The organism is Streptomyces sp. NPDC002825 (assembly GCF_040295385.1).
Lineage (GTDB): Bacteria > Actinomycetota > Actinomycetes > Streptomycetales > Streptomycetaceae > Streptomyces.
The window spans coordinates 175,144-199,261 of the sequence record NZ_JBEOVH010000007.1 but is presented as its reverse complement, the minus strand read 5'-3'; the positions used below and the strand labels follow the sequence as shown (position 1 = coordinate 199,261).

21 protein-coding genes and 1 tRNA gene are annotated in these 24,118 nt (G+C 71.7%); 5 read left to right on the top strand and 17 right to left on the bottom strand.

The features are described from left to right. Nucleotides 1–90 precede the first annotated feature (90 nt). Entirely contained in the window at nucleotides 91–1,524 is a 1,434-nt protein-coding gene (locus ABT041_RS12430) for an MFS transporter (RefSeq protein WP_502976453.1), read from the bottom strand. Between the two features lie 101 nt (nucleotides 1,525–1,625). Here ABT041_RS12430 and ABT041_RS12425 point away from each other — a divergent pair, with 101 nt between their 5' ends. After that, on the top strand, nucleotides 1,626–2,495 hold the full coding sequence (locus ABT041_RS12425) for a helix-turn-helix transcriptional regulator (RefSeq protein ID WP_351183033.1): 870 nt from the start codon (nucleotides 1,626–1,628) through the stop codon (nucleotides 2,493–2,495). Nucleotides 2,496–2,550: 55 nt separating this feature from the next. On the opposite strand, the gene ABT041_RS12420 is transcribed toward ABT041_RS12425, so the two are convergent. The 7 genes from ABT041_RS12420 to ABT041_RS12390 form a co-directional block, all read right to left on the bottom strand. Continuing rightward, nucleotides 2,551–2,623: transfer RNA gene (locus tag ABT041_RS12420), tRNA-Ala, on the bottom strand. 95 nt (nucleotides 2,624–2,718) lie between these two features. After that, nucleotides 2,719–3,372, bottom strand: a complete 654-nt coding sequence (locus ABT041_RS12415) for a histidine phosphatase family protein (protein WP_351183280.1) — start codon at nucleotides 3,370–3,372, stop codon at nucleotides 2,719–2,721. Continuing rightward, entirely contained in the window at nucleotides 3,369–3,833 is a 465-nt protein-coding gene (gene rsfS / locus ABT041_RS12410; RefSeq protein ID WP_351183031.1) for a ribosome silencing factor, read from the bottom strand. Before rsfS ends, ABT041_RS12415 begins: the two co-directional genes overlap by 4 nt. Nucleotides 3,834–3,917: 84 nt before the next feature. Continuing rightward, nucleotides 3,918–5,627 (bottom strand): LCP family protein, encoded by a 1,710-nt coding sequence (locus ABT041_RS12405; RefSeq protein WP_351183029.1) that lies wholly within the window; start codon nucleotides 5,625–5,627, stop codon nucleotides 3,918–3,920. A 19-nt stretch (nucleotides 5,628–5,646) separates the two neighbouring features. After that, nucleotides 5,647–6,267, bottom strand: a complete 621-nt coding sequence (nadD, locus tag ABT041_RS12400) for a nicotinate-nucleotide adenylyltransferase (protein ID WP_351183027.1) — start codon at nucleotides 6,265–6,267, stop codon at nucleotides 5,647–5,649. A 52-nt stretch (nucleotides 6,268–6,319) separates the two neighbouring features. Further along, nucleotides 6,320–6,481 (bottom strand): hypothetical protein, encoded by a 162-nt coding sequence (locus tag ABT041_RS12395; RefSeq protein WP_351183025.1) that lies wholly within the window; start codon nucleotides 6,479–6,481, stop codon nucleotides 6,320–6,322. An 83-nt stretch (nucleotides 6,482–6,564) separates the two neighbouring features. Further along, nucleotides 6,565–6,828, bottom strand: coding sequence for a hypothetical protein (locus tag ABT041_RS12390; RefSeq protein ID WP_351183292.1), 264 nt, complete (start codon nucleotides 6,826–6,828; stop codon nucleotides 6,565–6,567). A 130-nt stretch (nucleotides 6,829–6,958) separates the two neighbouring features. On the opposite strand from ABT041_RS12390, the gene ABT041_RS12385 reads away from it, so the two are divergent. Continuing rightward, nucleotides 6,959–8,116 carry a M48 family metalloprotease gene (locus ABT041_RS12385; RefSeq protein WP_351183023.1) on the top strand — a complete coding sequence of 386 codons (1,158 nt, stop codon included), beginning with the start codon at nucleotides 6,959–6,961 and terminating at the stop codon, nucleotides 8,114–8,116. Here the strand turns inward: ABT041_RS12385 and ABT041_RS12380 are convergent. The 7 genes from ABT041_RS12380 to ABT041_RS12350 form a co-directional block, all read right to left on the bottom strand. Then, nucleotides 8,101–9,186 carry an SCO2583 family membrane protein gene (locus tag ABT041_RS12380; RefSeq protein ID WP_351183021.1) on the bottom strand — a complete coding sequence of 362 codons (1,086 nt, stop codon included), beginning with the start codon at nucleotides 9,184–9,186 and terminating at the stop codon, nucleotides 8,101–8,103. The genes ABT041_RS12385 and ABT041_RS12380 overlap by 16 nt on opposite strands. A gap of 95 nt (nucleotides 9,187–9,281) precedes the next feature. Next, entirely contained in the window at nucleotides 9,282–9,890 is a 609-nt protein-coding gene (locus ABT041_RS12375) for an SCO2584 family spore wall biosynthesis protein (RefSeq protein ID WP_351183019.1), read from the bottom strand. A gap of 87 nt (nucleotides 9,891–9,977) precedes the next feature. Continuing rightward, nucleotides 9,978–11,261, bottom strand: a complete 1,284-nt coding sequence (locus ABT041_RS12370) for a glutamate-5-semialdehyde dehydrogenase (RefSeq protein WP_351183017.1) — start codon at nucleotides 11,259–11,261, stop codon at nucleotides 9,978–9,980. Nucleotides 11,262–11,414: 153 nt separating this feature from the next. Further along, the gene (locus ABT041_RS12365; RefSeq protein WP_225799839.1) at nucleotides 11,415–11,906 is read right to left on the bottom strand and encodes a DUF8830 family protein; all 492 of its coding nucleotides are present in this window, start codon (nucleotides 11,904–11,906) and stop codon (nucleotides 11,415–11,417) included. A 151-nt stretch (nucleotides 11,907–12,057) separates the two neighbouring features. Continuing rightward, nucleotides 12,058–13,161: a glutamate 5-kinase gene (gene proB / locus ABT041_RS12360; protein WP_351183278.1), complete on the bottom strand. Its 1,104-nt coding sequence runs from the start codon at nucleotides 13,159–13,161 to the stop codon at nucleotides 12,058–12,060. Nucleotides 13,162–13,269: 108 nt separating this feature from the next. Next, nucleotides 13,270–13,737 carry a GtrA family protein gene (locus tag ABT041_RS12355; protein ID WP_351183014.1) on the bottom strand — a complete coding sequence of 156 codons (468 nt, stop codon included), beginning with the start codon at nucleotides 13,735–13,737 and terminating at the stop codon, nucleotides 13,270–13,272. Beyond that, entirely contained in the window at nucleotides 13,737–14,732 is a 996-nt protein-coding gene (locus tag ABT041_RS12350; protein WP_351183012.1) for a glycosyltransferase family 2 protein, read from the bottom strand. The genes ABT041_RS12355 and ABT041_RS12350 overlap by 1 nt, the downstream gene beginning before the upstream one ends. 260 nt (nucleotides 14,733–14,992) lie before the next feature. Between ABT041_RS12350 and ABT041_RS12345 the strand changes: the two genes are divergently transcribed. The 3 genes from ABT041_RS12345 (at nucleotide 14,993) to ABT041_RS12335 (ending at nucleotide 21,116) form a co-directional block, all read left to right on the top strand. Continuing rightward, nucleotides 14,993–16,783, top strand: a complete 1,791-nt coding sequence (locus ABT041_RS12345; protein ID WP_351183010.1) for a hypothetical protein — start codon at nucleotides 14,993–14,995, stop codon at nucleotides 16,781–16,783. A gap of 293 nt (nucleotides 16,784–17,076) precedes the next feature. Beyond that, nucleotides 17,077–19,947, top strand: a complete 2,871-nt coding sequence (locus ABT041_RS12340; RefSeq protein WP_351183008.1) for a bifunctional glycosyltransferase/CDP-glycerol:glycerophosphate glycerophosphotransferase — start codon at nucleotides 17,077–17,079, stop codon at nucleotides 19,945–19,947. Between the two features lie 62 nt (nucleotides 19,948–20,009). After that, complete coding sequence (locus tag ABT041_RS12335) at nucleotides 20,010–21,116, top strand: glycosyltransferase (protein ID WP_351183276.1); 1,107 nt, start codon at nucleotides 20,010–20,012, stop codon at nucleotides 21,114–21,116. A 117-nt stretch (nucleotides 21,117–21,233) separates the two neighbouring features. Here ABT041_RS12335 and galE read toward each other — a convergent pair whose 3' ends face one another. Then, on the bottom strand, nucleotides 21,234–22,220 hold the full coding sequence (galE, locus tag ABT041_RS12330) for a UDP-glucose 4-epimerase GalE (protein ID WP_351183006.1): 987 nt from the start codon (nucleotides 22,218–22,220) through the stop codon (nucleotides 21,234–21,236). Nucleotides 22,221–22,236: 16 nt separating this feature from the next. Continuing rightward, nucleotides 22,237–23,883 (bottom strand): glycosyltransferase family 2 protein, encoded by a 1,647-nt coding sequence (locus tag ABT041_RS12325; protein WP_351183004.1) that lies wholly within the window; start codon nucleotides 23,881–23,883, stop codon nucleotides 22,237–22,239. Nucleotides 23,884–24,118: the final 235 nt, after the last annotated feature.

The window sequence follows — 24,118 nt, the reverse complement described above, 5'->3', positions numbered from 1 at the left end:
GCCGTTGTCGCCGAGCACTTGGGTCACCCTCCCGTCCGGATCCTCGTACCCCCTCCGGCCGTCCGATTCTGCCATGGCCCCGCAAGAGGGTCAGCGTGATCGTCGCGGCAGTCCCGCGACGGCGCCCACGACGGAGGCCGCGGCCAGGGCCAGGGCGGTCGCCCACAGGGCGTCGGCGGAGTCCTGTGCTCCGGAACCCCCGTACCGGCCGAGGAAGAGGGTGCCGAACGTGGCCACGCCGACGAGCTGGCCGAGCTGCGTGACGGTGGCGAGCAGTCCGCTGGCATCGGCCGCGTCCTCGGGTCGTACGGTGGCAAGGGCGCCGGTCAGGGCCGGGCTGAAGGCCATCGCGATTCCCGCGCCGAAGGCGCCGAAGGCCGGGTAGAGACCCCAGCCGCCGCTGCCGCCGTCCCCGAGCAGCCCGCCGAGGGCGAGGGACGCCGCGGCCGCGAGCAGGAATCCGGCGGGGACCAGCGCGCGGTGCAGCCGGGCCGGCCAGCGCCGCCAGGTCAGGCCGACGGCCCCGAACACGACGGCGGCGGGCCCGAAGGTGAGGCCGGCGCGCAGGGCGCTGTGGCCGAGCCCGCCCTGCAGGTGCAGGGTGAGGGTGAACAGGAAGCCGGCGTTGACGCCCATCGCCACCGAGATCGACAGGACGGCCCGCCCCACCCCCTGGATGCGCAGGACGCGCGGGGCGATCAGCGGTGCTCCGCCGCGCCGGGCGAGCCGTGACTCGTACGCGCCGAACACCGCGGCGAGCACCAGCGAGCCGCCCAGGGAGAGCCAGGACCACAGCGGCCAGTCCTGCTCCTGCCCGAGGACCAGGGGGACGGTCAGCAGGGAAACGGCGGCGCCGAGCAGCAGCAGACCCGGCAGATCGAGGGCACGCGCACGCGTGGGACCGGTGTGGGCGTCACGGGGCAGCACCCGGGTGCCGAGGGCGAGCAGGGCGATCCCGATGGGCACGTTGACCAGGAAGACCGGCCGCCAGCCGGTGCCGAAGAGGTCGGCGCTGACCAGGACGCCGCCGACGACCTGCCCGGCGGCCGCGCCGGTGGCCAGGACCGCGGAGTAGGCGCTGAGGGCCCGGACCCGTCGCTCGCCCGTGAAGGTGCGCTGGATGAGGCTCAGCACCTGAGGGATCATCAGCGCGGAGCCCGCGCCCTGCACCAGCCGAAAGGCGATCAACTGGCCGGATGCCGCGGCGAGTCCGCACGCGAGCGAGGCGGCCGTGAACAGGGCGAGGCCGAGGAGGTACGCGCGGCGGTGGCCGATCAGGTCGCCGAGGCGGGCCCCGGTGATCAGCAACACCGCGTAGGAGATGGTGTATCCGGCGATGACGAGCTGGAGAGCGCCTCCGGACGCGGAGAGGTCGGCCCTGAGGGTGGGGGCGGCGACGTTGACGATGAAGACGTCCAGGAGTGCCATGAACTGGGCGGCGAGCACCACGCCGAGCAGCAGCCCCGGCCGGTTGTCGGTGGCACCGTCTTTACTGAGTACGGGACGTGTCGTGGTCGAGGTCATGCGTCGAGCGTGACCGCGATCGGATACGGGTAACGAGAGCCCGCCGATGCTGGTACTGACACCACCTGGCAGCGGCGGCACGGGGACTCGACCATGGGGGTGTGACGATTGTGGCAGCACTGCCGGCGCAGCGACGACGACGACCGGAACTGGCCGCGTTCCTGCGCAGCCGCCGGGCCAGGGTGACCCCCGAGGACGTCGGCATGCCGCCGGGGCTCCGCCGGCGCACACCGGGGCTGCGCCGCGAGGAGGTCGCCCAGCTCTCCGGCGTCGGCGTCACCTGGTACACGTGGCTGGAGCAGGGCCGGCCGATCAACGCCTCGGCGCAGGTCCTCGACGCCGTGGCCCGCACCCTGCGGCTCGACCGGCCGGAGCGCGAGCACCTGTACCACCTCGCCGAAGTGCCGTACGCCCCGGACCGGTCCGCCTCGGACGTCCCGGAGGTCAGCCCGGAGATCCAGGGGATCCTCGACGCCCTCGATCCGCTCCCGGCGGTGCTGTACAACGCGCGGTACGACGTGCTCGCGACCAACGTCCTGTACGAGCGGCTCCTGATACAGGACCGACAGGGCATGGACACCGGCCCGTTCGGCATACGCAACGTGCTCTGGGCGCTCTTCAGCGTCCCGGGGCCCAAGTGCCCTGTGGTCGACCGGAAGCGGGAGCTGCCGCTGATGGTGGCCCAGCTGCGGGGCGCGTACGGCCGTCATGTGGGCGAGCCCGAGTGGGAGGAGTTCGTACGGCGTCTCGCGGAGGCCAGCCCGGAGTTCGCCCGGCTCTGGCGCAGCGGTGACGTGGTGCCCCCGGGGACGAGGGTGAAGACCTTCCGGCACGATCTGGTGGGCGAGATGCGGCTGACCTCGGTCTCCCTCTCGGTGAACGGGATGCCGGAGTGCCGCATCGTGACGTACACGCCGAGCGACGAGGAGAGCCGCCGCAGGATCGAGCTCCTGCACGCGGCGAAGGAGTGACGGGGTGACGGAACGACGAATCCCGCCCCCTGCTGGGGACGGGATTCGGTGACTGTGGAGCTAAGGAGAATTGAACTCCTGACCTCCTGCATGCCATGCAGGCGCTCTACCAACTGAGCTATAGCCCCTCGTGTTCTTCGCGCTCCGCGCTGCGAACAAGAAGAACTTTAGCCTGTGACCTGCCGGAAAGTGAAATCCGGGTCCGGCAGGCCGGTCGGGGGGCTCAGTCGTCGTCGCCGAGGACCGGCTCGGGCAGCGTGCCCGCGTTGTGCTCCATCAGGCGCCAGCCGCGGGCGCCCTCGCCGAGCACCGACCAGCAGCAGTTCGAGAGCCCGCCCAGGCTCTCCCAGTGCCGGGCCTCCAGGCCCAGGAGCCGGCCGATGGTGGTGCGGATGGTGCCGCCGTGGCTGACCACGACGAGCGTGCCGTCCTCGGGGAGCTTGTCGGCGTGGTCCAGAACCACCGGGGCGGCCCGGTCGGCCACCTCGGTCTCCAGCTCGCCTCCGCCACGGCGCACGGGCTCGCCGCGCTTCCAGGCGGCGTACTGCTCGCCGTACCGCGCGACGATCTCGTCGTGGGTCAGTCCCTGCCACTCCCCCGCGTACGTCTCGCGCAGGGCGGAGTCGTGTGCGACGGCGTGGCCGGTGAGCGCGGCGAGCTCGGCGGCGGTGGCGGCCGCCCGCTTCAGGTCGGAGGCCACGATGGCGTCCGGCCTGAGCGCGGCGAGCAGCCGTGCGGCCCGGCGCGCCTGGGCGACGCCGGTCTCCGTCAGCTCGATGTCGGTCGAGCCCTGGAAGCGGCGCTCCAGGTTCCAGGAGGTCTGGCCGTGACGCCAGAGGACGATACGGCGGCCGCTGCCGCCCTTGGCGGCGCTCAGCTCAGCTCACCGTCCGGTCCCTCGGGAAGGCCGGAGCCGGCCTCGATGTCGGCGCCGGTCAGAGCGGCGTGCTCGGCGGCCTTGCCGCGGGTCTTCAGGGCGTCCTCGGGCAGGGCGAGCTCGGGGCAGTCCTTCCACAGCCGCTCCAGGGCGTAGAAGACCCGCTCCTCGCTGTGCTGGACGTGGACGACGATGTCCACGTAGTCCAGCAGGATCCAGCGCGCGTCGCGGTCGCCCTCACGGCGGACCGGCTTGGCGCCGAGCTCCTTCTGAAGCCGCTCCTCGATCTCGTCGACGATCGACTTGACCTGGCGGTCGTTGGGCGCGGAGGCGAGCAGGAAGGCGTCGGTGATCGACAGCACGTCGCTGACGTCGTACGCGATGATGTCGTGCGCGAGCCGGTCGGCGGCCGCCTGTGCGGCGGTCTTGACGAGCTCGATGGAACGGTCCGTGGCGGTCACAAGCAGGCTTTCGTCGGCGGTCCAGTACCCCTCCAGGGTCTCACGGACCGCCGACGGGCCCGTCGGCGTTTTCCCGGGCGCCCCTTACGGGGCCCCCGGAGCCTTGTAGTCACGGCCCAGGATCACGGTGACGGCGATCGTTCCCGAGGGCTTGCCCTTCTCGACCGAGCCGGCCGGCAGACCGAGCGTCTTGGCCACCTCGGCCGCCGTCGCCTTCTGACTGTCGTCGCCGTAGAGGACCTGCGACTCCTCCCGGGCGGGCGCGTCGGCGCCGCCCACGAAGGCGTAGCCGCCGTTGATCAGGGCGACCCTGGCCGCCTCGGCCGCCTTCTTGCCGGAACCGTCCCGCACCGAGACCCGGGGCACCTCGCCCGCCTCGGGGGCGGTGACCTTGCCGCCCAGGATGTCCTTCACCACGCTGTCGCTCGCGCCCTCGGTCAGCGCGCCGTCCTGCCCCACCGGGAGCAGGGCCGTCTTGTAGTCGCCGACCTTGGCGTGCTCGGCCAGCTTGGCCAGGGAGGCGCCGAGGTCCTTCTCCGGGAGCGAGGGGTCGAGGATCTGCTGGAGGGTCTCGATGGTGACCGTGGCCGCCTCGGGGTCGCTGGAGAACTTCCGCAGCACCCCGTACATGACCTGGCCGAAGCGCTGGAGCTGCTTGGCCTCGGCCTCGCCGGACGCCCGGTAGGTGGCGTAGGCGACGGCGGCACGGCCGTTCAGGGTCTGCTTCTCGCCCTGCTTGACCAGCGGCTCGGCGCCCTTCTTGGTGTCGGGGACGTCCGTGTCGGTGTCGATCTCGATGCCGCTGACGGACTCGACGAGGTTCTCCAGGTACGGGGTGTCGAGCCGCCAGGTGCCGGTGATCTTCGTCCCGAGCAGGTTGCCGATCGCCTCCCGGGTGCCGCTGGAGCCGTCGTCCTCGACGGACTTCCCCAGGGTGGTCCCCGAGCCCTCGGCGTCGGCGACGACGACGGAGTTGGGGAGGAGGACGGTGGTGCCCTGGCGGGTGGTCGTGTTGTCCACGAGCAGGGCGGTGGAGGTGTTGCCGCTCTTGAGGTCGTGGAGGTGGACGACGATCGTGTCGCGCTGCTGCGGGCCGGTCGCCGTGCTCCCGCCCTTCTGCTCCGGGTCGGACGAGCCGGGGAGCAGGCCGGCGGACCACAGGTAGCCGAGGCCGCCGGCGACGGCGAGCACGAGGACGACGACGAGCGCGACGATCCGGTTGCGGCCGCGCCGCCTGGCCTCCTCACGTCGCTCCGAGCGGCTCTCGGTGAACTTGAGCCAGTCGATGACGTCCTCGGAGTCCTCGTCGGGCTCCTCGATGAACGAGAACTGTTCGGTGCGGTACGCGCGGTCGTCCTCGTCCCGCCGGGGCGCGGGCCGCTCGGAGGCGGGGCGCTGGCCGGGGACTCCGGCGGGCGCGGCGACCGGGGCGGCGGGGGCCGCGGGGGCCGTCGGCGCGGCCTGCGCGGGGTGGGGAGCGGGGGCGGGGGCGGGCTCGGCCTGGGTGGCCCATTGCTGCCCGGTGTCGTAGGACGGGTAGGCGTAGCCCTGCTGCCCGTAGGGGTCGTACTGCGGGGGCGTCCCCTGGTTCTGGGCGGGCTGCTGCTGGGCGTACGGGTCGTAGCCGTACGCCTGCTGCTGCGGCTGCTGCTGCTGTCCGTAGGGGTCGTAGTGCTGCGCGGGCGCCTGCTGCTGTGCCTGCGGCTGCTGGTACACCGGCTGCCCGTACTCGTCGTAGCCGATGATCTGCGGCTGCGGATAGTACGGATCGTACGGATGCTGCTGATCGTTCACCGGTGGCCCTCCCCGAAGCTCACTCGCCGCGGTACAGCCGGCGCTTGTCGATGTAGCGCACCACGCCGTCCGGGACCAGGTACCAGACGGGATCGCCCTGCGCGACCCTCGCCCGGCAGTCGGTGGAGGAGATGGCGAGCGCGGGGATCTCGACGAGCGAGACGCCGCCCTTGGGCAGTCCGTCGTCGGTGAGGTCGTGTCCCGGCCGGGTGACGCCGATGAAGTGGGCGAGCGAGAAGAGCTCCTCGGCGTCGCGCCAGGTGAGGATCTGCGACAGCGCGTCGGCCCCGGTGATGAAGAACAGGTCCGAGTCGCTGTTGAGAGACCGCAGGTCCCGCAGGGTGTCGATGGTGTACGTCGCGCCGCCGCGGTCGATGTCGATGCGGCTCACGGAGAACTGCGGGTTGGACGCCGTGGCGATGACCGTCATCAGATAGCGGTCCTCGGCGGACGAGACGGCCTTGTGGCTCTTCTGCCACGGCTCCCCGGTCGGCACGAACACCACCTCGTCCAGGTGGAACAGGGCGGCGACCTCGCTGGCCGCCACCAGGTGTCCGTGGTGGATCGGGTCGAAGGTTCCGCCCATCACGCCGAGTCGGCGCTTGCCGCGCCCGCCAGTAGGCACTTCCTGCTCTCCCATGCGTGCAGAGCCTACTGGCACGGCGGCGGACGCCGGATCAGCGGTCTCCGGTTCAGCGGTCGCGGTTGAAGCGGGTGGTGATCCACAGCAGCAGAAGCAGGGCGCCGAGGGCACCGAAGCCGGTGAGGTAGGGGCTGAGGCTTTCGTGGTTGCCGCCGTGCTCGGCCCCCTCGGCGAGGGTGACCAGCTGGGCGGCGGTGCTGTGGAGGCTCATCTTCGGCAGACCTAACGATCGGGGATGGGAGCGGAGACTTCGCGCACATCGTATGCGGGCGGTCGCGGCGCGCTCACGCCGACTCAGGCGTTGGCGTCGTGCTCCGCGTTGGCGTCACGCTCGGCGTCGGTGTCACGCTGCGCGCGGGCGTCCGTGCCGCCGGCCGTGCCCGTGCCGCCGGTGGTGCCTTCGCCGTCCGTGTCGTCGCTGCGGTACCCGCGCAGCAGGAACCAGGCGAGCAGAGCGCCGCCCACGATCGAGACGAGCAGCAGGATCCGGAGCGTGTCGCCCGGCCCCTGCTGTGCGGCGGTCGCGAGCAGTGCGGCCGCGGCGTCGGTGTCGGGCATGTCGGTCGTGTCCTTCGGTCGTCCTCGGCGCCCCAGTTATCCACAGGGCCCCCGGCACACGGTAGCGCCAGCGCCTACGCTGGGGTCAGTCAGGGGGACGAGCACCGACTCGTACGAACAGGGGGCATCCATGACCGAGAACGACCAGGGGAACGTGCCGAGCAGGCAGCGGAAGCGGTTCCCGGGCATCTCCTCGCGGGCCTACGAGCACCCGGCCGACCGCTCGGCGCTCGTGGCGCTGCGGAAGCTCAGCGGCTTCGACACGGCCTTCAAGGCGCTCAGCGGACTGCTGCCGGAGCGCAGCCTGCGGCTCCTCTACCTCTCGGACTCCGTCCGGGTGAGCGACGCGCAGTTCATCCACCTCAACGACATGCTGAGGGACGCCTGTTACATCCTGGACCTGGAGAAGGTCCCGCCGATGTACGTGGTGCAGGACCCGAAGCCGAACGCGATGTGCATCGGCCTGGACGAGCCGATCATCGTCGTCACCACCGGTCTGGTGGAGCTCCTCGACGAGGAGGAGATGCGGGCGGTCATCGGCCATGAGGTCGGGCACGCGCTCTCCGGACACGCCGTGTACCGCACGGTCCTGCTCTTCCTCACCAACCTCGCGCTCAAGGTCGCCTGGATCCCCCTGGGTACGGTCGCGATCACGGCCATCGTGACGGCGCTGCGCGAGTGGTTCCGCAAGTCCGAGCTCTCCGCCGACCGGGCCGGCCTCCTCGTCGGGCAGGACGTGCGGGCCTCGATGCGCGGTCTGATGAAGATCGCGGGCGGCAACCACCTGCACGAGATGAATGTGGACGCGTTCCTCGCCCAGGCCGACGAGTACGAGAAGTCCGGGGACCTGCGGGACTCGGTCCTGAAGATCCTCAACGTGCTGCCGCGCTCGCACCCCTTCACCACCGTCCGGGCGGCGGAGCTGAAGAAGTGGTCGGAGAGCCGCGACTTCCAGCGGATCATGGACGGGCACTACCCGAAGCGCTCGGAGGACAAGGACACCTCGGTCACGGACTCCTTCCGCGAGTCGGCCGGGCACTACGCCGACACGGTGCGGACCAGCAAGGATCCCCTGCTGAAGCTGGTCGGGGACATAGCCGGCGGCGCCGGTGACCTGGCGGGCGACCTGGGCGGACGGCTGCGCAACCGGTTCGGCGGCGGCCAGGGCAACCCGAAGGCGGACGGCGGCACGGCCGGGGACAAGGCTTCCGGCGGCGCGTCCGGGAAGCCGGCGGGCGACGGGGCCCGGGACGGCGACGGGACCGGGGACGGTCAGAGCGAGGGCTGAGCGCCCGGGGCCAGCGCTCCGCAGAGTGCGGGGGCGGCGGGTCGTGCGGTGGCGTACGGGTCGGTGACCGCCGGTCCGCCACCCGCGTCGGAGGCCCGCGCTCCCGCGAGGAGCGGCTTCAGGGAACCCGTGGTGTCGGCGCCGCACGCCTGCGGCCCGGCCTCCACGGTGCTGGTCAGCAGCTCGGCGCGGTGCATGCGCAGGTCCTCGCGGTCGAAGCGGAAGTGCACCACGCGGTGGACCGTGAAGAGCGACGCCGCGGCGACCGGACCGGCGCCCTGGGCGGCCGGGCGGAGGGCGTAGGTGTACGTGTGGTCCGCGGTGACGTCCAGGGTGTCGGGGCTCGTCTCCTCGAAGCGGAGGGTGCCCTGAACCCGGGCGGCGGGCTCCGCGACGGCCACCTGCCGGGGGTCGAAGCGGACGAGCCAGGCCGCGAGGGCGTGCCGGCCGTCGTCGGCGGGGGACTCGACGCTCCGGTCGAACTGTTCCAGCAGGTCCGGGTCGAGCAGCAGGCGCGCGGGCCGGACGGTGGCCCCGGAGAGGACGTCGGGCTCCAGGGCCGAGGCCACCAGGTACTCCTTGGCGATGCTCAGGCCGGTGACGACCTGGCTCTCGGCGAAGTGGGAGGTGCGGCCCGCGACGGGCAGGTTGATGCCGGCGGCCCCGGTGCGGTACTCGGCGGCCGGGCTGTGGGCGAAGAGCTGGGTGGGGGTGCCGCCCGGCACGGGGCCCTGGGGGGCGAGCGGGACGACGGTGGTCCGCAGGGGCTCGGCCCGCTGGTCGACGGGGGGCTGGTAGGGGTTGCGTACGCCGAGGTAGATCGCGGTGCCGAAGGCGAGGAGGATCAGCAGAACGAGCAGGACCGCCTGGCGGGAGCCGCTCCGGCTCTCCCAGGAGGAGCGGCTGCGGACGGCCTGGGCGTGCTCGCCCATCCGCTCCCTGGCCGAGAACTCCTGGAGGTGGGCAGCCCGGATGAACGCCTCGTCGAAGACGACGGATCGGTATTCGTCCTCACCACCGCCGGGGAACCCCTCGGGTGTCCCCTCAGGCGGGTCGCCACGCCCTGCCATACCTTCAGGGTAGGTCTGTGGGGGCTTCGGTAAACGCCCGGAGACAAGTTCGGAGCAATTCCGCCGTCAGGGTGTGCCGGAGCGGCAGGGGGCGTCTAGCGGGGTGAAGCCGACCGGGCCGCGGGGGCGGGCTCAGGGACATGGGCCGGGGCCTGGGCGTCGACCCGGGCAGGGGCCTGGGCGGCCGGCGGGGCGGGGTTCGGGTTCGGTGTGTCGACGCCGGTCGTGGCCGGCGGCGGGACCTGGTCCTCGTGATTGGCCGCCGCGCCGCGGTAGACGGCGCTGAAGGCCAGAGCGACCATCCCGACGCCCATGACGAGGGCGAGGATCCAGGCGACGGGCCGGAGCCAGCGGGCGCGGCCCCGGTAGGGGCGCAGGGCGCCGCCGTGGCGGCCGTAGGGGCTGGCGTCGTCGCCGATGTCGTCGGGCTCGTAGGTGAGGCCGAGGGGGTCGTGGCCGTCCTCGTACGGGTCGTCGTCGACGGATCCGCCGCCGGCGCGGGCCCGGGCGGCTTCGGCTTCGGCACGGGCCTGGGCGGCGGCGAGGAGCCGCTCGACCGCGGTGGGCTCGTGGATGGTGGCGGCCCTGACGAAGTCCTCGTCGAAGACCACGTCGGCGTGGACCTCGTCGGCGCCTCCGCGGTCGACAGAGTCCTCGGGGTCCCCGCCGTCCTGGAACGGCTTGCCCCCCACGTCGTCCGGCACGGATTCAGAGTAGACCCGGAAGGTGCTTTTGGGCAGGGAGAGTGCGAAGTCTCCCTGCCCGTCCCTCCCCGTACCGATAAGGAGGTGTTACCGCACGTGACCGTCACCGGTGACGATGTACTTGGTCGAGGTCAGCTCGGGAAGGCCCATGGGGCCCCGGGCGTGGAGCTTCTGGGTGGAGATGCCGATCTCGGCGCCGAAGCCGAACTGGCCGCCGTCCGTGAACCGGGTGGAGGCGTTCACGGCGACCGTGGTGGAGTCGACCAGCTGGGTGAAGCGGCGGGCCGCGGCCTGCGAGGTGGTGACGATCGCCTCGGTGTGGCCGGAGGACCACATCCGGATGTGCTCGACGGCCTTGTCGAGGGAGTCGACGACGGCGGCGGCGATGTCGTACGAGAGGTACTCGGTCTCCCAGTCCTCGGGGGTGGCCGGGACGACGGTGGCCTTGGAGCCCTCGGCGAGGGCGAGGACCCGGTCGTCGGCGTGGACGGTGACGCCGGCCTCGGCGAGGGCCGCGAGGGCCTTGGGCAGGAAGGCCTCGGCGACGTCCTTATGGACGAGGAGGGTCTCCGCGGAGTTGCAGACGCTGACCCGCGAGGCCTTGGAGTTGATCAGGATGTCTACGGCCATGTCGAGGTCGGTCTGGGCGTCGACGTAGACGTGGCAGTTGCCGGTGCCGGTCTCGATGACCGGGACGGTGGACTCCTCGACGACCGTCTTGATCAGGGAGGCGCCGCCGCGCGGGATGAGGACGTCGACGAGGCCGCGGGCCCGCATCAGCTCGCGGACCGAGTCGCGCGACTCGCCGGGGACGAGCTGGATCGCGTCGGCGGGCAGTCCGGCGCCGCCGACGGCGTCGCGCAGGACGGTCACCAGGGCGGTGTTGGAGGCGTACGCGGAGGAGGAGCCGCGGAGCAGGACGGCGTTGCCGGACTTGAGGCAGAGGGCGGCGGCGTCGACGGTGACGTTGGGCCGGGCCTCGTAGATGATGCCGACGACACCGAGGGGGACGCGGATCTGGCGCAGGTCGATGCCGTTGGGGAGGGTCTGGCCGCGGACGACCTCGCCGACGGGGTCGGGCAGCGCGGCGACGTCGCGGACGTCGGCGGCGATGGCCCGGACGCGCTCCGGGGTGAGGGTCAGACGGTCGATGATGGCCTCGCTGGTCCCCGCTTCTCGGGCCTTCGCGATGTCCACGGCGTTGGCTTCGACGATCTCGGCGGTGCGGACTTCCAGGGCGTCTGCGATCGCGAGGAGCGCGTCGTCCTTGGCCGCGCGCGGGAGTGGCGCGATTTCGGCGGCGGCGCCACGGGCCCGGTAGGCGGCCCGGGTGACCGGGGAGAGGTTGTCGAGGGGCGTGAGCGAGGTCATGTCCGCAGGGTACTGGCACCCCTGCGGACATCCCTCACGTATCCCGCACTCCGAGACGTACCCGTACCGCCCGTCAGAACGAGACGTACCCGTACCGCCCGTCGGAACGAGACGCACCCCGCCCGTCGGAACGAGACCCGCCCGTGCCGCCCGTCAGTACGGGTGGACGCCGACCGGGGCGGCGGGTGGCGGGCCGTAGCCCTCCGCGATGCGCTGGTGGTAGGTCTCGCGGTCGATGACCTCAAGGCCCACGATCTCCCAGGGCGGCAGCTTCGCCGTCTGCCGGTGCTCGCCCCAGAGCCGCAGGGCGACGGCCGCCGCGTCGTGCAGGTCGCGGGCCTCCTCCCAGTACCGGATCTCGGCGTGGTCGTTGGCATAGCGGCTGGTCAGCAGGAAGGGGTGGTCATGGGCCAGCTGTTCGAGCCCGCGCCGCACCTCCTTCAGCGGTGACTCCACGCCCGACACACTGAGGGTGATGTGCCAGAGCTTGGACACCGGCCGCTCCTCCCGTGTCTCGGTGGTCGTCTCGGTCTTCCTGTCCGTGGACCTGTCCCGTGCCTCGTCGAAGTCGGCTCCGGCCTCGACACTGGTCAGGGCGCGTTCGGCAGTCCCGCGGGGCGGTGCCCCTGGGCGCGCTCGTCTCACCGGCGGCCTCCTGTGTGATGCGTGTGGTGCTGTACCCCGCCTTGTCTTACCCCCGAGACAAAGTTGACCAGCCCGAGGCGGCACATGGGGCGGTTTTGGTAAACGTCCCTTCCGGATGGCCAGACTTTCAGCCGTTTCGGCGTCGGCCGAATCAGCCGATGACGACCAGGTCGTCGCGGTGGACGACCTCGCGCTCGTACTCCGGTCCGAGGTCCTTGGCGAGCTCGTGGGTGGAGCGGCCGAGCATCCGGGGCAGCTCCTTGGCGTCGAAGTTGACCAGGCCGCGGGCGACGGCGCGCCCGGTGGCGTCGCGGAGCTCCACGGGGTCGCCGGCCACGAAGTCGCCTTCGACGGCGGCGACTCCGGCGGCGAGCAGGGACTTCTTGCCTTCGACGACGGCTCGTACGGCTCCGTCGTCGAGGGTGAGGTGGCCCTGCGGGGTGGAGGCGTGGGCGAGCCAGAGCAGCCGGTCGGCGGAGCGGCGGCCGGTGCGGTGGAAGTAGGTGCCGGTGTCCCGGCCGGCGAGCGCGTCGGCGGCGCGGCTCGCGGAGGTGAGGACCACGGGGATACCGGCGGCGGCGGCGATCCGGGCCGCCTCGACCTTGGTGACCATGCCGCCGGTGCCGACGCCCGCCTTGCCGGCCGAGCCGATCTCCACGTGGGCGATGTCCTCGGGGCCGGAGACCTGGGCGATCCTCGACGTGCCGGGCTTGGACGGGTCTCCGTCGTACAGCCCGTCGACGTCGGAGAGCAGCACGAGCAGGTCGGCGCGGACGAGGTGGGCGACGAGGGCGGCGAGCCGGTCGTTGTCGCCGAAGCGGATCTCGTCCGTGGCGACGGTGTCGTTCTCGTTGACGATCGGCAGCGCGCCCATGTCGAGGAGCTGGTCCAGGGTGCGGTACGCGTTGCGGTAGTGGGCGCGCCGGCTGGTGTCGTCGGTGGTGAGGAGCACCTGGCCGACGCGGACGCCGTAGCGGGCGAAGGAGGCAGTGTAGCGGGCGACGAGGAGGCCCTGGCCGACGCTGGCGGCGGCCTGCTGGCGGGCGAGGTCCTTGGGGCGGCGGGTGAGGCCGAGCGGTGCGAGTCCCGCGGCGATGGCGCCGGAGGAGACGAGGACGATCTCCTTCTCGCCGCCGCTGCGGACCTTGGCGAGGACGTCGACGAGGGCGTCGACACGGTCGGCGTCGAGGCCTCCGGAGGCGGTGGTGAGTGAGGAGGAGCCGACCTTGACGACGATCCTGCGGGCCTCCGTCACGTACTGCCTTGCCACGTCCGTCTGTCCCGTCACCTGCGTCGTCACCTGCGTCGTCCTCACTCGGCTGTCCCACGCGCCGCGCGCTCAGCGCCGCGACTGCCAGGCAATCTACGCGAGCCGGGAGGGCTGCCGCTCGTCCGTTTCGCTCCCTGGACCCGGTGCGGCGGCGGGCCGGCCGGTGGAGCGGGGCACCAGGATCCGCTGGGAGATCAGGTAGGTGAAGGGGATGGCGACGACGGCGGCGACGAGTGGCGCGATTCTGTCGTCCATTCCGGCCCAGGTGACGAGGGCGTAGAGACCGACGCTCTGCACCAGGTAGTTGGTGACGTTGGTGAGCGGGAAGAGGGCGAACTTCTTCCACGTCGGCCGGGTGCGGTAGGTGAAGTAGGTGTTGAGGAAGAAGGAGCCGATCATGCTGAGGAGGAAGGCGAGGGAGTACGCGGCGAAGTACGGCATCCAGGGGTGCAGGAGCAGATAACAGCCGAAGAACGTACCGGTGTTGACGCCGCCGACCAGGGCGAATCGGAAGATCTCGGCGAGCCGTGCCCTTCGCGCCCTGGGCGAGCCGTCTCCCATCAGCGCTCCCGCTCGGCGGTCGCGACGCGGATCCGTTCGGCGGTGGCGCGGTCGGCGGCCGCGCGGCCGAAAGAGCGGTGGGTCTCCTTCACCAGGAAGTGCGGCCGGCGCTTGGTCTCGTAGTAGATGCGGCCGATGTACTCGCCGATCAGCCCCAGCATCACCATCTGCACTCCCCCGAGCCCCACGATGATCGCGACCAGCGTGACGTAGCCGGGAGCGGTGACGCCCTGTGTGATCGCGGCGACGGTCACCCAGACGGCGTAGAGGGCGGCGAGGCCGGTGAGCATCATGCCGAGCCAGAGGGCGATGCGCAGCGGACGGTTGTTGAAGGAGATCAGCCCGTCCATGCCGTAGTTGAGCAGGGAGCTGAACTTCCACTTCGTCTCGCCGCCCTCGCGCGCGGCGTTCTGGTAGTCGAAGGTGACGGTGTCGAAGCCGATCCAGGAGAACAGGCCCTTGGAGAAGCGGTTGTACTCGGGCAGCGAGAGCAGCGCGTCCACGGCGGGCCGGGAGAGCAGCCGGAAGTCGCCGACACCGTCGGTGAGTTCCACGTCCACCCAGCGGTTGACGGCCCGGTAGTACACACGGCTGAGGGCCGTACGGACCTTCTTGTCGCCTTCGCGGGTGCGCCGCGCCATCACCTGGTCGTGGCCCTGGTGGTAGAGGTCGAGCATGCGGCCGAGCAGCTCGGGCGGGTGCTGGAGGTCGGCGTCCATGATGACCACGGCGTCGCCGGTGGATTTGCGCAGGCCGGCGAGCATGGCGGCCTCCTTGCCGAAGTTGCGGCTGAAGGAGGCGTACTGGGTGTGCTGCGGCTGCCGGGCGGCGATCTCGCGGAGCTTGCCCAGCGTTCCGTCGGAGCTTCCGTCGTCGACGTAACAGATCTCGTATCCGACCGGAAGTGCGTCGAGCACCTGTCGCATCCGCGTGTCGAACCGCTCGATGACGTCTTCCTCGTTGAAGCAGGGGACGACGACGGAAAGCCTGGTCATGGAACGGTCACTCCAGAGGGATGGGCGAGAAGACGTCCTGAAGGACTGGAAGGACCGCCACCGGACTCTCCTTCGAGCAGCGCGGCCACGGTACGGCGGGGCGGTGACTGCCCGGCGTCTCCCGAGTGACCGCCCCCGGTCGGCATGTCGTCCATGGAGCAAAGCATGCGGGGAAGATAGTGATGTACGTGGCTTTTTCACCCATTTGTCACCCATAGGGGCGACACGCCACGGACCTTGGCCAGCTGGAGCGATGACCGTTGAGCAGGACGACCATCTCGGAGCACGGTGACACGCTGATGCGGAAGACGGACGAGACCACCGGCGCCGAGGGGGCGGAGGAAGCCACCGCCACGGCGGACACGGCCGGCGCCGAGGAGACCACGGACGGGGACGGGCCGGACGGTGACACGCCGGACGGGAAAGAGAGAGACAGGGACACGACCGGCGGGGACGCCGCGGACGCGAACAAGGCAGACAGCGACACGGCCGGCGAGGACATCACGGACGGGGACGAGCGCCCGGGCGCTCTCCGGCGACTGCTGCCCTGGATCGCGCTCGTCGTGGGGGCAGGCGCCGGGGCGCTGCTCTCCGTCGGCGCCTTCCTCGGCGTGTACGTACGCCCCACCTCGGACGACTGGTGCGCCCTCTGGAAGGCCCGTGACATGGGCCCCCTGGGGATCACCTCGGACTTCTACCGCACGCAGAACGGGCGCGTCACCAACGCCTTCGTCACCGGTCTCCTCTACTCCGACGGCATGCGGGGGCCGAAGCTGCTGCCCGCCTTCCTGATCGTCACGCTCGGCGTGGGACTGTTCCTCCTCGGCCGGGAGGCGCTGCGCGCCCTGCGCCTGCCGTTCCCGGCGGTGGCGGCCGCGACGGCCGTCCTGATGCTCGAAGCGCTGCTCTTCCTCGCGGGGACCCGCTCGTACCAGGTGCTGCTCTGGGCCCCGTCCACCATCTCCCACACCCTCCCGAGCGTCCTCGGCGTCTGGGCCGCCCTCTCCGCGGTGTGGGCGGCCCGCAGCCGCCGGCCCTGGGCCCGGTCCGTCGCCGTCGGCGCCGCGGTCCTGATGGGCGCGGCGGCCGGCACCCTCAGCGAGCCCTTCGTCGCCATGTCGGGGCTGCTCGCCGCGACGGTCGGCGTGCTCTGCCTGCCCCGGCTGCGCCTCGCCCACGACCGCTTCGCCTCGACGTGGTGCGCCGCGTGGTGCCTGGGGCTCGTCATCGGCTCGGTGGTGCTGTTCGTCTCCCCCGGGGCCCGCTGGCGGCGCGCCCAGCAGCCGAAGCGGCCGCTGTCCCTGTCGGAGATCGGGGCGACCTTCCAGGACTGGGCCCGCATCTGGGAGGCGATCGGCACCCAGTGGGCGTACGCGGGCGCTCTCGCCGCCGGAGCGCTCCTCGGCCTGGCGGTGGCCCTCAGGGCCCGCCCGGACACCGGGCGGGCCGCCCGGCCCGCCACCGCGCACTCCGCCCCGCGGGCCGCCCGGTCCTCCACTCCCCGGTCCGCCCCACGGCCGACCCCCGGGTCCGCTCACCCTCCCCGCGGCGCGCTGCTCGTGATCGCCGTCCTCCCCGTGCCCCTCATCGCCCTGGGCAGCCTGGTGACCGCGTACGGCCTGCGCGGTGGTTACGGAGCGGGCGGCTGGACCTACGCGCGCGCGTGGACCAGCTTCCTCGTGCCGTTCCTGATCGCGCTCTGCGGCTACGGGGCCTGGCTCGGCCACCGGATCGGGCGCCGGCTCGGAGCCCGGTCCGCCCTCGCGGCGGTCGCGGCGGGGATCGCGGGAGTCGTGGCCGTCGCCGGCACGGCCGCCCTGGTGGCCCCGACGCGGACCCTGACCACGAGGACGGTGGTGCGCAGCGTCGCCTGGGACCGGCAGGACGCCCGGATCCGCGCGGAGGCAGCCGCGGGACGCGAGGAGGTGACGTACCGCCCCCTGTTCATCGGCGGCCTCGCGGAACCTTTCTTCACGATCGTGTACGAGAAGGACTGGGTCGCGCAGTGCGCCGCCCGCTCTTACGGGGTGGACCGACTGCGCCGGCCATGACCCTCGACACCCTCGACACCCACGGGACTCCTGTGACGCCTGTCACTTGGAGTGGCCGGAAGTAAGCAGCTTTGGGGTAGGTTCTCGCCACATGTGCCGCCGTCCGCACAGCCGCTCCCGAACGAACGCCCATGAGGGCGACCTCTCACGCGCGCGGATGGTTGCCTCCGAGCCCCTCTCCGTCCCGTAACGATCGGGACACGGGGGTCGCCGTCGTGCCCGAAGGGGCGGCGAACCAGGTGGACAACACCAGGTAGCTTGGGTGTGTCTAGAGGAAAGACAAGTGGATCGAGGTGCAAGTGCCTGACGTCTCCGTGGTCGTCATCGCCTACAACGACGCAGAGCGTCTCCCGACGGCCGTTCAGTCGGTACTGGATCAGACCCTGCAGGCCGTCGAAGTGGTCATCGTCGACGACTGCAGCAAGGACAGCACCTTCGAGGTCGCCCAGGCGCTCGCCGCCGCGCACCCGGACCGGGTCAGGGCCTTCCAGCTGCCGCAGAACAGCGGCGGTTGCGGCGCGCCCCGCAACTACGGCATCCAGCAGTGCGCCGGCGACTACGTCATGTTCCTCGACAGCGACGACGTGCTCGAGCGCAACGCCTGCCGCAACATGCTGGACGCCGCCGAGAGCACCGGCTCCGACATCGTCTCCGGCCTCTGCGTCCGCGTGCACCTGGACAGCCGCAACCAGAAGAAGACCGCCTGGTACCCCTGGCTCTACGCCTCGACGAGGACGATCGAGTCGATCACCGAGCTGTCGGACCTGCTGACCTTCGACACCCTGTCGACGAACAAGTGCTACCGCCGGGAGTTCCTCCTGGAGTCCGGCCTCGAGTTCCCGGTCGGCATCCACTACGAGGACCTGCTCTTCTCGGCCCAGGCCTACGTCGCCGCCCGCCGGATCACGCTCATCCCGAACACGGTCTACTACTGGAACGTGCAGGAGAGCGCCGCCGCCAAGTCGATCAGCAACCGGCGCCACGAGATCGCCAACTTCGAGCACCGCATGGAGATCCACCGCCGCGTGGACGCGCTGCTCGCGAGCAAGGGCTACGACGAGCTCAAGTACCGCAAGGACATCAAGTTCCTCAAGCACGACCTGGTCCTGCACTTCCGTGACCTGTCGCGCGCCGACGACGAGTACCGCCACGCGTTCGCCGAACTGGCCAACGCCTACCTGGCGGACATCGACCCGCAGGCGTACGAGGAAGTGCAGCCGATCCACGCGATCTGCGCCTACCTGCTGAGCAAGGAGGACTGGGAGAACCTGCTCCCGGCCACCGAGGCGCTCACCAACCCGGGCCGCCTCACCGTCCCCCTCGCCGAGCTGGACGAGCAGATCTACTGGTGCGGCCGCCACCTGGACACCGAGCAGGGACGGAGCATCCTCGACGTCACCGCTCGCGGCTTCCACACCAGGCCGCTCGCCACCCTCGCCCTCGGCAACCGCCTCACCTCGTACGAGAGCACCGACGGCGTCGTCAAGCTCGCGGGCCGCATCGTCAACCCGCTGGGCCGCATCAGCCCGGACGCGAAGATCAGCGCCGTCCTGGAGTTCTCGGCCCGCCGGAGCGTCAGCGGCAAGGCCGCCCGCATCCCGTTGACGAACCTCCGCCACGCCGGCGAGTGGATCGAGTGGGAGGGCACCGCGGACATCGCGGGCACCGTCCGTCCGCTCGGCATCATCGACGCCGTCTGGGACGTCCGCGTGATACTCACCGTCGACGGCCAGCGTCTGCGGACCCGGGTCTCCGTCGGCGACGCCTCCCTCGAGGACGCCCGTTCCCTCAAGGTCCGCCCGCGGCTGACCACGCTGGTCTCGGACCGCTTCGTCCCCGAGATCACCAAGAAGGGGAACCTGTCGTACGTCCTCGCCGCCGAGGGCAAGGCGGCCGTCCGCACCTCGGCGATGATCGAGGGCGCGATGCACGGGCGCCCCGCGCAGCTGGCGAAGACCAGCCTGCGCCGCCTGCGGAAGGCGAAGAAGGACCTGACCTCGGGCGAGACGAAGCTGCGCGTCTACCACGAGTTCTACAGCAAGCTCCCGATCCGCAAGGGCCTCGTCGTCTTCGAGAGCCACCTCGGCAAGCAGTACAGCGACAGCCCCAAGGCCATCTACGAGGAGATGCGCCGCCAGGGCGTCGACTTCGAGGCCGTGTGGTCGTACGCCGGGGCGACGCCGGCCGGCTTCCCCAAGGACGCCACCCTCGTCCGCCGCTGGAGCTGGCAGTACCTGAAGGCGCTGGCCCAGGCCGAGTTCTGGATCGACAACCAGGGCTTCCCGCTGCGCCTCACCAAGCGTCCGGGCACCACCTACATCCAGACCTGGCACGGCACCGCCCTCAAGCGGATGGGCTTCGACGAGCCCAACTCCAAGGCGCGCCCGCTGGCCGCCCAGGAGTCCTTCCAGCGCGCCCTGGACCGCTTCGACCACTTCCTCATCCGCGGTGAGCACGACCGGCGCACCCTCGGCCGGGCCTTCCGCCTGCGCGACGAGGTGCTGCTGCCCGTCGGCTACCCGCGCAACGACGAGCTCGCCGCGGCGCGTTCGGAGGAGGCCACGAGCGGGAAGCGGGAGCGCGGTCCGCTCGCGGCCGAGCTGGGCCTCGACCCGGACAAGAAGGTGCTGCTGTACGCGCCGACGTTCCGCTCCGCCCCGGGCGGCAAGGTGCGCGCCTTCAAGCCGCCGTTCGACCTGGAGGAGTTCGCCGAGCGCTTCGGCGACACGCACACGCTGCTGATCAGGACGCACTACCTGAACAGCGTGTCGCTGCCGGAGTCGGTCGCCGGCCGGATCATCGACGTGTCCACGCACCACGACATCACGCCGCTGCTCGCCCTCGCGGACGGACTGATCACCGACTACTCGTCCGTGATGTTCGACTACGGGCTGCTCGACCGGCCGATGATCTTCTTCACGTACGACTACGACGAGTACGCGACGGAGAACCGCGGCACCTACTTCGACCTGAAGGAGCACGCTCCGGGCCCGGTCGTGGGCACGGAGGAGGAGCTCTTCGGAGTGATCGCCAACTTCAAGGACGAGGCCGACACCAAGTACGCCACGGCCCGTCGGCGTTTCAACGCGGAGTTCAGCGAGTACGACCGGGGCGACGCGGCCCGTCAGATCGTCGCCAAGTTCTTCACCAGGAGCGGTAAGTGACCAACCAGACCGCCGTGTCCGGCGGCCGCGACATCTTCATCGTCTCCAACAGCGTGGACGAGATGGGCGGTGTGACCACCTGGACGCACCAGATGGCCCGCGCGTTCACCGACCGGGGGCACAAGGTCCACGTCATCGGCATCACGCCCGCCCCCGCCGGGCGGCAGCACGAGTTCCCCGAGCCGCTGCCGTACGACACGACCACGCTGTACGACGCGCACCCGCCGCAGGTGAAGCCGCTGCGCGGCCTCAAGGGCAAGCTCAACGCGGTGGAGCGCCGGCGCCACACGGCCCGCGCCGCCGGGATGCGCGAGCGGGCCGACCGGATGACGGCGCTGTTCGCCGCCGCCCGGCCCGGCGCCGTCGTCATCGTCACCCAGGTGTGGGCGATGGAGTGGGTCTCCCTCGCCGACACCAAGGGCCATGTCGTCATCGGCATGAGCCACGAGTCGTACGCGGCGAGCGCCGCCTCCTCCCGGCTCGCCCGGGTGAAGCGGTACTACCAGGACGTCGACCGGATGCTCGTCCTCACCCCGGGCGACGCGGACCTCTGGATCCGCGCCGGCATGGACAACGTCGGTCACATGCCGAACGCCCTGCCGTTCATGCCCGAGTCCCCCGCGCCCCGCACCGCGAAGGTCGTCGCCTCCATCGGACGCCTCTCGCACGAGAAGGGCGTCGACATGCTGCTCGACAGCTGGGCCGAGATCGCCGACCGGCACCCCGACTGGAAGCTGCGGATCTACGGCACGGGCGACGAGGAGCAGGCCCTGACCGCCCGGACGGCCACGCTCGGCATCGAGGGGTCCGTGGAGTGGATGGGCCGCACCAGCGATGTCCTCGGGGCGCTCTCCGGCGCCTCGGTCTTCGCGCAGGCCTCCCGCGCCGAGGGCTTCCCGATCACCCTCCTGGAGGCGATGGCGGCGGGCGTGCCCTGTGCCGCCTTCGACTGCGCCCCGGGCGTCCGGGAGATCATCCGTGACGGCGAGGACGGTCTGCTGGCCCGGCTCGGCAACACCGTCGAGCTCGGCGCGCGCATCAGCTCCCTGATCGCCGACGAGGAGCTGCGGAACCGGATGGGCGACGCGGCCTTCGAGAACGTGAAGCGGTACTCCGCCGACGAGATCACGGACCGCTGGGAGGCGCTGTTCGCCTTCCTGGAGCGCTGACCGCAGAGACGGCACAAGCGAAGGGCCTGGGAGTCGCACTCCCAGGCCCTTCGCCTTGTCTTGAGGTCAGACGTGTCTTGAGGTCAGACGTGTCTTGAGGTCAGACGATTCTTGAGGTCAGACCGTCGCACCGCGCCGGGAGACCCAGCCGGCCCAGGCCGACTCGATCATGTCGCGCACGTCGTGACGGGCCTTCCAGCCCAGCTCCGACTCGATGCGGTCCGCGGCGGCGACGACCCGGGCGGGGTCGCCGGCGCGGCGCGGGGTGACCAGCGGCTCGGTGGTGTGGCCGGTGATCTCGTTGATCAGCCGGACCATCTCGGTGACGGAGACGCCCTCGCCACGGCCGATGTTGACGGTCAGGTCGCGCGGCTCGCCCGCCTCGGCCCACTCCGCGAGCTTGCGCGCGGCGACGAGGTGCGCGTCGGCCAGGTCCTCGACGTGGATGTAGTCGCGGATGCAGGTGCCGTCGGGCGTGTCGTAGTCGTCGCCGAAGATCCGCGGGGACTCCCCGGCGTCGAGGCGTTCGAAGACCATCGGGACCAGGTTGAAGACGCCGGTGTCGGCCAGCTCGGGGGTCGCCGCACCCGCCACGTTGAAGTAGCGCAGGCAGGCCGTCGAGATGCCGTGGGCGGCGCCCGCGGCGCGCACCAGCCACTCGCCGACGAGCTTGGTCTCGCCGTACGGGCTCATCGGCAGGCAGGGGGTCTCCTCGGTGACGAGGTCGACGTCCGGCATGCCGTAGACGGCGGCGGAGGAGGAGAAGAGGAAGTTCCGCACGCCGGCGGCCGCGACGGCCTCCAGGAGGACGGTGAGGCCGATGACGTTCTCGCGGTAGTAGTGCAGCGGCAGCTCGACGGACTCGCCGACCTGCTTCTTCGCCGCCAGGTGGACGACGCCCGTCACACCGTGCTCCGCGATCGTCCGGTCCAGGACCTCGCGGTCCAGGGTGGAGCCGACCACCAGGGGAACGCCCTCGGGGACCCGCGACTCGTAGCCCGTGGACAGGTCGTCGAGGACGACGACCCGCTCGCCCGCCTGCGTCATGGCGCGGACCACGTGGGAGCCGATGTATCCGGCGCCGCCGGTGATCAGATAAGTCATAGTGCCCCAAACCCTTTCACTGTGAACTGCGGGCAAGCCGACGGAGCCGGGCCCTGACCGCCCGGAACCCGTCCCGTGCGCCGGGCGCGATCCGTACCGCCAGCGAACCGTTGGCCGTGGTGTACGGCTGCACCAGGAGTACACCGTACCGGCTGCTCGGAAGGACCGAGCGCCGCTGGGAAGCGTCCGGCGCCCGCAGCGACGTGGTGAACGACTCACCGTCCGCACACGTCACCGTGACGCTGACGTCCCACAGCTGGACGCCCTCGCGTCCCCTCCGCCGGCCGGATCCGGCGAGGCCGGTGAGCCCCACGGGGACCCGGGCGGTCCATGCCTCCACCGTGCCGTCCGCCCCGGTGACGGCGCTCAGCTCGGCCTTCTCGGTACGGGCGGGCTCGGCGTCGCCGCGCGGCAGGAAGGCGAGTTCCGCGCGCACGGGCCCGGCCTCGGCGAGCCGTCCGTACAGGTCCCGGACGGTGAACCGCAGCTCGCCGCCCCCGCCGGTGCGCAGGACGGCGTCCACGACGAGCGGCAGCCCGTCGAGCGGCAGTTCGTCCATGCCGTCGAGACGGGCCTCCGGCAGGTCCTCGGCCCAGACGGCGTCGGTGCGGCCGCCGGCGTACGGCGGGAGGAGACGGCCCGGGTTGGCGGTGAGCCGGGACAGCCGGAGCAGGTCCCGCGGCTCCTTCGCGGCCAGCAGGAAGCGGGCGGCCCAGCGGGCGGGGGCGGCCGCCGCGGCGATCTCCTCGTCCGCGAAACCGGACAGATGGGCGCGGGTGAGCTCCCACCACGCGGCGCGGTGCTCGGCGTCCCGCAGCCGCAGGTCGCGGGCGTACATGCGCAGGTCGTGTTCGAGGAACTTGGTGCGGCAGGCGGCCGCGAGCTCCGCGCGGCCCGCCTCGGCGAGGGTCTCGACGGCCGCGCGGTGGGCGGCGATCCGGGACTCCCAGTTGGAGACGCCCCCGCGGTCCAGGGAGATCGACAGCTGCGCGGCGGCCCGGCGCACGTGCCAGACGTAGACGGTGTCGGGGATCACGGCGACGCGGGGAGCGGCGGCGTACACCCGGGCGGTGAAGAGGAAGTCCTCGTAGACGAAGCGGCCGTCGGGGAAGCGGATGCCGTGCTCGGCGAGGAAGGCCCGGTCGTAGATCTTGTTGACGCAGAGCGTGTCGTGGACGAGCGGGCGCAGCTCGTCGGGCGTCTCCAGGACGGCGGGCTCGCGGTACAGGGCGGGCTGCCAGCGCACGTCCCGGCCCTCGGGCAGTTCACGCCGTACGCAGACGCCGACGGCGACGGGGGCGCGGTGCCGCTCGGCGGCGGCGACCAGGGCCTCGGCGGCGCCGGCGGGCAGGATGTCGTCGCTGTCCAGGAACATGACGTACGGGGCGGTGGCGGCGTGGATGCCGTCGTTGCGGGGGGTTCCGCAGCCGCCGCTGTTCTCGGTGCGGCGCACCACGCGCACGCGGGGGTGACGGGCCGCCAGCTCGTCGAGGACCGCGGCCGTCCCGTCGCTCGAGAAGTCGTCGACCGCCACGACCTCCGCCACCACGGGGCCCTGGTCGAGCGCGGACCGGATGGCCTCGCCGACGAGGTTCTCGTCGTTGTAGGCGATGACGACGACACTGAGCCGGCCTGCGGTCTCGGGCGGGGGGACGCTACTCACACCAGGATCCTACGGGAGCTCCCCGGCCCCTCCGACGGGGCCGGGGAGCTCCCGGGGCACTGCTGAGAAGGAGTCGAGCCCGTCCCGGAACGGGTCGAACTCGTCGGCCCCGGGGGGCCTCACCGGCACGGGAGGGCTGCGCCGGACCGGCGCGGCCCGTCCCACTAGAACGGGTCGAACTCGTCGTACTCGCGCTGCGCGTCGTCACGCTCCGCCTGCCGGTCCCGACGGCGCT

Excerpts from the sequence above, each read along its gene's own strand:
- ABT041_RS12430 (WP_502976453.1), bottom strand. The coding sequence starts at position 1,524 with ATGACCTCGACCACGACACGTCCCGTACTCAGTAAAGACGGTGCCACC.
- nadD (WP_351183027.1), bottom strand. The coding sequence starts at position 6,267 with ATGGGAGAGCAGGAAGTGCCTACTGGCGGGCGCGGCAAGCGCCGACTC.
- ABT041_RS12395 (WP_351183025.1), bottom strand. The coding sequence starts at position 6,481 with ATGAGCCTCCACAGCACCGCCGCCCAGCTGGTCACCCTCGCCGAGGGG.
- ABT041_RS12390 (WP_351183292.1), bottom strand. The coding sequence starts at position 6,828 with ATGCCCGACACCGACGCCGCGGCCGCACTGCTCGCGACCGCCGCACAG.
- ABT041_RS12385 (WP_351183023.1), top strand. The coding sequence starts at position 6,959 with ATGACCGAGAACGACCAGGGGAACGTGCCGAGCAGGCAGCGGAAGCGG.
- ABT041_RS12380 (WP_351183021.1), bottom strand. The coding sequence starts at position 9,186 with ATGGCAGGGCGTGGCGACCCGCCTGAGGGGACACCCGAGGGGTTCCCC.
- ABT041_RS12370 (WP_351183017.1), bottom strand. The coding sequence starts at position 11,261 with ATGACCTCGCTCACGCCCCTCGACAACCTCTCCCCGGTCACCCGGGCC.
- ABT041_RS12355 (WP_351183014.1), bottom strand. The coding sequence starts at position 13,737 with ATGGGAGACGGCTCGCCCAGGGCGCGAAGGGCACGGCTCGCCGAGATC.
- ABT041_RS12350 (WP_351183012.1), bottom strand. The coding sequence starts at position 14,732 with ATGACCAGGCTTTCCGTCGTCGTCCCCTGCTTCAACGAGGAAGACGTC.
- ABT041_RS12335 (WP_351183276.1), top strand. The coding sequence starts at position 20,010 with ATGGGCGGTGTGACCACCTGGACGCACCAGATGGCCCGCGCGTTCACC.
- galE (WP_351183006.1), bottom strand. The coding sequence starts at position 22,220 with ATGACTTATCTGATCACCGGCGGCGCCGGATACATCGGCTCCCACGTG.